Source organism: Trichococcus sp. (assembly GCF_049589555.1).
In the GTDB taxonomy this organism is placed as follows: domain Bacteria; phylum Bacillota; class Bacilli; order Lactobacillales; family Aerococcaceae; genus Trichococcus.
In genome coordinates, this window is record NZ_JBAWAZ010000329.1 from 1 (window position 1) to 2,703 (window position 2,703).

At 46.6% G+C, this 2,703-nt stretch carries 5 protein-coding genes; all 5 read left to right on the plus strand.

Going from position 1 to position 2,703, the window contains the following annotated elements; all coding sequences use genetic code 11:
* The first annotated feature begins 166 nt into the window (after positions 1-166).
* Positions 167-1,078: a L(+)-tartrate dehydratase subunit alpha gene (ttdA, locus tag WBV27_RS11465; RefSeq protein ID WP_086628522.1), complete on the plus strand. Its 912-nt coding sequence runs from the start codon at positions 167-169 to the stop codon at positions 1,076-1,078.
* Positions 1,075-1,704, plus strand: coding sequence for a L(+)-tartrate dehydratase subunit beta (gene ttdB, locus WBV27_RS11470; RefSeq protein WP_424202182.1), 630 nt, complete (start codon positions 1,075-1,077; stop codon positions 1,702-1,704). Before ttdA ends, ttdB begins: the two co-directional genes overlap by 4 nt.
* Positions 1,705-1,816: 112 nt before the next feature.
* Positions 1,817-2,146 carry a hypothetical protein gene (locus WBV27_RS11475; RefSeq protein ID WP_424202184.1) on the plus strand — a complete coding sequence of 110 codons (330 nt, stop codon included), beginning with the start codon at positions 1,817-1,819 and terminating at the stop codon, positions 2,144-2,146.
* A gap of 19 nt (positions 2,147-2,165) precedes the next feature.
* Entirely contained in the window at positions 2,166-2,546 is a 381-nt protein-coding gene (locus tag WBV27_RS11480) for a biotin/lipoyl-containing protein (protein WP_424202186.1), read from the plus strand.
* Between the two features lie 26 nt (positions 2,547-2,572).
* A partial coding sequence (locus WBV27_RS11485; protein WP_424202188.1) for a sodium ion-translocating decarboxylase subunit beta occupies positions 2,573-2,703 on the plus strand: 131 nt, incomplete at its 3' end.

Here is a 2,703-nt window from a genome sequence, read left to right on the forward strand (position 1 = left end):
CGAAAAAAGGATATGGTAAATTTCTATTTGTAAAAGGGATACATTATCAGATATCAAATATAAGTGATATCTGAAGTGTGCGACTTTAATCCAGCAGTACCGCAGCACAGTGGAACGAAGGAAAACTTGGTTTTGCTTCAGTTACCGATTACGAGGAGGAAGAACAATGGAAACGCTTAACAATGAAGTGACAGCGCAACAGAAAATCACTGAAACAGTAGGTAAATTTATAGGTTTGATCGGTAAAAGATTACCGGATGACGTGGGTAAGAGACTGGTCGAGTTGGAAAAAGAGGAAGTTGCTCCTTTATCCAAAGTTGTTTATCAATCAATGATGGATAACCAAGACAAAGCGATGAAACTGAACCGTCCATCTTGTCAGGATACAGGTGTTATTCAATTCTTCATCAAATGCGGTGCAAATTTCCCATTCATCGGAGACTTGGAAGAGGCATTGACCGAATCCGTACTTGAAGCTACCAAAAATGCGCCATTGCGTCACAACAGCGTAGAAACATTCGATGAGTACAACACAGGCAAAAACATCGGAAAAGGCACTCCATCCATCTTCTGGGATATCGTTCCTAACAGCGACAAATTGGAATTGGATGTCTACATGGCAGGCGGCGGTTGCACATTGCCGGGGAAATCAATGGTATTGATGCCATCTGCTGGATACGAAGGCATCACGAAATTTGTATTGGATGTCATGACTGAATACGGAATCAATGCTTGCCCGCCATTATTGGTAGGTGTCGGTGTCGCTACATCCGTCGAAACAGCAGCAATTTTATCCAAAAAAGCCTTGATGAGACCGATTGGCAGCCACAACCCGAATGAGCGCGCTGCTTCAATGGAAAAATTATTGGAAGACGGCATCAACTCAATCGGATTGGGACCACAAGGCTTATCCGGCAAGAAGTCCGTCATGGGCGTTCATATCGAAAATTCGGCTCGCCACCCATCCACTATCGGAGTGGCAGTCAACACAGGTTGCTGGTCACACAGACGCGGACACATCATCTTTGATAAAAATCTGAACTATGAAATCACTTCACATACGGGGGTAACACTATGAGCGTGAGCGAAATGAACGGCAAAAAAATTCTGACAACACCAATCACTAACGAAGACCTGGAGAGCATCAACATCGGCGACATCGTCTACTTGAACGGACACATCGTTACGTGCCGTGACGTTGCCCACCGCAGATTGATTGAAGAAAAAAGAGAATTGCCGGTTGACCTGAATGGTGGAGCAATCTTCCATGCAGGCCCGATCGTCCGTGATTTAGGGAACGATAAATTTGAAATGGTTGCGGTCGGTCCAACGACCAGCATGCGTATGGAACGCTTCGAAAAAGAGTTCATCGAAGAAACAGGCGTCAAATTGATCGTCGGCAAAGGCGGCATGGGGCAAAGAACAATGGAAGGCTGCCAAGAATTTGGCGCTGTTCATGCTGTTTTCCCAGGCGGCTGCGCAGTATTGGCCGCTACGGAAGTGGAAGAGATCGAAGCAGCCCACTGGCGCGACCTTGGAATGCCGGAAACACTTTGGGTGTGCCGCGTGAAGGAATTCGGTCCGCTGATCATTTCGATCGACACACATGGCGGAAATTTATTTGAACAAAACAAAATCATCTTCAATGAAAGAAAAGACAAAGCAATCGAAGAAATCAGCAAACAAGTAAGCTTCATCAAGTAACAGTCAAATGCAATGAGCGGGAGTCCTTGATCGCAACCAGATTTTCGGACTCCCTTACTTATTGTAATTGTAGTGAAGAACTGCACATCGAAGGATGTAGGAAGGAAGAGTTATGACCCTACTATCAAAATTACGCGGACTTCTTGCAGGTAAAAATGAGGTTGTGCAGCCGACAACAGCTGCAAATGCACCCGTTTCCCAAGCGAAACCATTTGAAACAGTTGATTTTTCCTTGCCTGTCTCACAGGAGGACAAAGAATTGGTTGCAGCGATCGCCTCAGCGATACTTGTTCATGACGATTCGGATGTTACCGTCCAAGTGAAGGGAATCACAGAAATCGATCTGGAAAAAGAAATAGCTGCGGCCATAATTGGCGCAATTGCTGCAGGAGATCATCCTGCTTCGCAATTTAGGTTGAAGAGTATCGCAAGAATAGATTAGCCGGAAAGAGGGAAAAAGAATGTTAAGGAAATTCCGCATCAAAATCAACGAAAAAGAATACATGGTGGAAATGGAAGAGTTCGGAGCACCGGCAGTAGCCGCGGCACCCGCTCAAGTAGCAGCGCCAGTCGCAGCACCTGTAGCCGCAGCCGCTCCAGCACCGACACCGGTTGTCGGAAGTGGAGAAGGCGACCCGATCACGGCGCCGATGCCCGGCAAAATCCTGGACATCAAAGTGAACGTCGGCGACGTCGTGACCGAAAACCAAGTGCTTGCCGTATTGGAAGCCATGAAACTGGAAAATGAGATCGTTGCGCAACGAGCAGGCACCATCACGGCTGTCATTGCCACAAAAGGAGCACCGATCGACGTCGGGCAAACCATCGTAATCATTCAATAAAAATAACGTTTGGAGGGAAATAAAAATTGGAACAAATTGTCGCAGGAATCTTATCCGTCACGCCCGGCCAACTGATCATGATGGTCATCGGCAGTGTGCTGATGTATCTGGGGATCAAGAAAGAATATGAACCGACCTTGTTGGTGCCGATGGGATT

Excerpts from the sequence above, each read along its gene's own strand:
- ttdA (WP_086628522.1), top strand. The coding sequence starts at position 167 with ATGGAAACGCTTAACAATGAAGTGACAGCGCAACAGAAAATCACTGAA.
- ttdB (WP_424202182.1), top strand. The coding sequence starts at position 1,075 with ATGAGCGTGAGCGAAATGAACGGCAAAAAAATTCTGACAACACCAATC.
- WBV27_RS11475 (WP_424202184.1), top strand. The coding sequence starts at position 1,817 with ATGACCCTACTATCAAAATTACGCGGACTTCTTGCAGGTAAAAATGAG.
- WBV27_RS11480 (WP_424202186.1), top strand. The coding sequence starts at position 2,166 with ATGTTAAGGAAATTCCGCATCAAAATCAACGAAAAAGAATACATGGTG.